This is a genomic window from Frankia sp. AiPs1 (assembly GCF_023716945.1).
Classification (GTDB): domain Bacteria; phylum Actinomycetota; class Actinomycetes; order Frankiales; family Frankiaceae; genus Frankia.
In genome coordinates, this window is the sequence record NZ_JAMQQF010000676.1 from 1 (window position 1) to 2,906 (window position 2,906).

Below are 2,906 nucleotides of genomic sequence, written 5' to 3' on the forward strand. Positions count from 1 at the left end.
TGCTGGACGCCGCCGCGCCAGCCGACGGGCCGCAGCCAGCGGGCGAGTGGGTGCCCGACGAGGTCGGCGCCGCCGTGACCGCCGCGATGGGCGAGGCGCTGCGCAACGTTCAATCCCACGCCGGCACCGGTGACGCCCGGGTTCGCGCCCGGGTCGGCCCCGGCCGGCTGGAGGTGTCCATCATCGACCGGGGACGCGGGTTCCGGCCGGCGGAGCTGGCCGTGGACAGCCGCCGCCTCGGGTTGCGGCACTCCGTCTCCGCCCGGATGGCGGCCGTGGGTGGCTCCGCCGAGATCTGGTCCGAACCCGGCCAGGGCACCCGGATCACGCTGCGGTGGGAACTGTCGCCGCCGGCCGCGGAAACGGCCTGCGCCGACCTCCTGGAGGAGCAGTTCGCCGCCGCGGCGCGCCGGGCGTTCGCCCTCGCGGTGGTCGTGGGCTGGCTTGCCGCACTCATCCCGGTCATCGTGCACCGGGACGAGGCCCGGTCGATGCCGGCCGGCGTGGCGATCTGGCTGACGACCGCCCTGGTCATCGGGTTGGCGGCCCGGGTCGTCGCCCGCCGGCCGCTGGGCCGCGGGGAGTCGGTCGCCGTGCTGCTGGCGGCCGTCGCCGGCGCGGTCGCCGGTGCGGTCAACACGGTGGAACCTCCCGGTGAACTGGTCGTGAGCTGGGGCACCACCATGATTAATCCGCTGCTCGTGGCGCTCGCGATGCTGTCCCGGCCGCAGCGGGAGCGTTACGCCGCCGCCGGGTTGGCGACGGTGGCCATGGTCGGCATCGTCGTCGGCCTCGGCTGCAGGTACGACCCGCTGGTGCTCGCCAGACTGGCCGCCGCGGTGTACGCGCAGTGGATCATGCAGGTACTGGTCACGATGTTCGGGCCGGTCCTGCGGGCCAGTGCGCAGGAGCGGGCGCGGGCCGACGATCTGGAGGCCGACCTGACCAGCCGGCGGGTGCTGGACCGCACCGTCCGCCGGGACCGGCGCCGGCGGCTCGACGAGCTGGACGCGCGGTTCCTGCCGCTGCTGCGCGACATCGCCGCCGGCCGGAGTGATCCAAGCCGGCCGGAGGTGCGTGCCCTGTGCACGGCGCGCGCCCGGGCGCTGCGCCGGGATCTCGTCGGTGCCGGCCTCGCCGCGCTGCGCGATCTGGCCGGTCCGATCGAGCAGGCCGAGGCTCGGGGCATCGCCGTGACCGTCCAGACGGACGGCGACCTGTTCGGCCTGCCCGAGCCGGTGCATCGGGAGTTCCTCGCCCGGATTTCGGCGGTGCTGGCCGCCGTCCGGCAGGGGCCCGTGGTCCTCACCGGCTACCTCGGGGCCGCGCAGGCGAGCGTCTACCTCACCTACCCGGCCCGCCGCGCCCCGGCCTCGCCCGTCCTGTCGGCCTCGCCTGTCCTGTCGGCATCCCCTGTCCTGTCGGGCTCGTCTGCCCTGCCGGGCTCGTCTGTCCGGCCGGTGCAGGGGGCGGCGGCCGACGCCCGGATTGGCGGGCGGCTCGAGGGACGGCGGGCTGGGGTACCGGCGAAGCCGGGACGACCCGTTCTCGCCGGGCCGACCCTGGCCGAGTTCGGCCGGGCGGGCGAGTTTGGCCCCGGCGGCTCGGGGCTGGTCCGCGCCGGCGGGACGATCGGCGAGGGCGTCGCCTGCATCGAGATGCACTGGTCCGCGACCATCGAGGCCAGTCCCGCCGGCTCTGCCCACCCCGCCGGCCCTGCCAGTCCCGCCGGCCCGGACGATCAGGCGACGGTCCCCTCCGCGCGGATCGGATCTTCCGGCGGGTCCGGGCCGGTAGACGGGCTCGACGGTGGGTCGGAGGGTCCCGGCGGATCCGGCGGGGAGGCGGTCAGCGCGCCATCGCGTGGTCGAACAGCCGGGTGGCGGCGGCGAGCGCCGCGCGACGCTCGGCGGGAACGAGACCGATCCGCGAACGGCGGTCCAGCAGGTCCGCCGGATCGAGCGCTCCCTCATGGCACACCGCGAACAGCAGCTCCGCCCCCGTGACCGGCACACCGTCGACGATCGGCGCGAGCAGCCCGGGGTCGTCGTTGGCGCCGGCGAGCACTCGTGGTGCCTCAGTGCCGTACCGCTCGACCAGCCGGCGCGGTGCCTCGACCGCTGCCAGCACCGATCGCGGCGCGGCGCCGACGAGCCCGAGCCGCCGGGTTCGGCAGGGGCCGGCGGTCAGCTCGCCGGCCGCGATGGCCGCGTCCACGGCGTCGGCGGCCATCCGTCGGTAGGTCGTGAGCTTCCCGCCGACGACGGTGACCAGGCCGCCCGGGTCGGTGCGGACGAGATGGCGCCGGGACAGGTCCGCGGTGCGCCCCAGGCCGGCGACGTCGGGACTGGACCGGCCGCCGGATCGGGGGTGGCCGCCGCGCCGGGGGTGGTCGTCGGGCCGGGGGTGGTCGTCGGGCCGGGGGTGGTCGTCGAGAAGAGGGCGGTCGTCGAGAAGGGGGCGCAGCCCGGCGAATGCGCCGAGCAGGTCGGCGCGGTCCAGGGGGGCGGCGAGCACAGTCGACACGACGTCGACGAGCTCGGCGATCTCACTGTCATCAGGCTCGGGGACGTCGGTGATCCGATCGACCGGGACGTCGGTCAGCCCGACGTAGACTCGGCCGTCACCCTGGGGGAGCACCAGCGCGAACCGGTTGCGCTCACCCGGCATCGGCACGGACAGCGCCCCGCGGGCTCCGGCCAGGGCGTCCGAGCGCAGGACCAGATGTGTGCCGCGGCTCGGTCGCAGCCGGATGCCGGGTGTCAGAGCCGGGGCCCAGACGCCGGTGGCGTTCACAACGGTCCGGGCGCGCAGCCGGATCTGGTCCCCGGTGCGCTCATCGCGGGCGATCACCTCGAAGCCGCGGCGCCGGGCGGCCGCCGCGACGCGACACGCCGATGACCTCC

1 protein-coding gene and 1 pseudogene are annotated in these 2,906 nt (G+C 76.2%); one reads left to right on the top strand and one right to left on the bottom strand.

Annotated features, from left to right (window positions below; translation table 11 throughout):
* Positions 1–86: 86 nt before the first annotated feature.
* Positions 87–284 (top strand): annotated as a pseudogene (locus ND748_RS35180) (ATP-binding protein); the annotation flags it as partial.
* 1,564 nt (positions 285–1,848) lie between these two features.
* On the opposite strand, the gene ND748_RS29245 reads toward ND748_RS35180, so the two are convergent.
* Positions 1,849–2,906: FAD-dependent oxidoreductase (locus tag ND748_RS29245; protein ID WP_251749422.1), on the bottom strand; the 1,058-nt coding region annotated here is incomplete at its 5' end.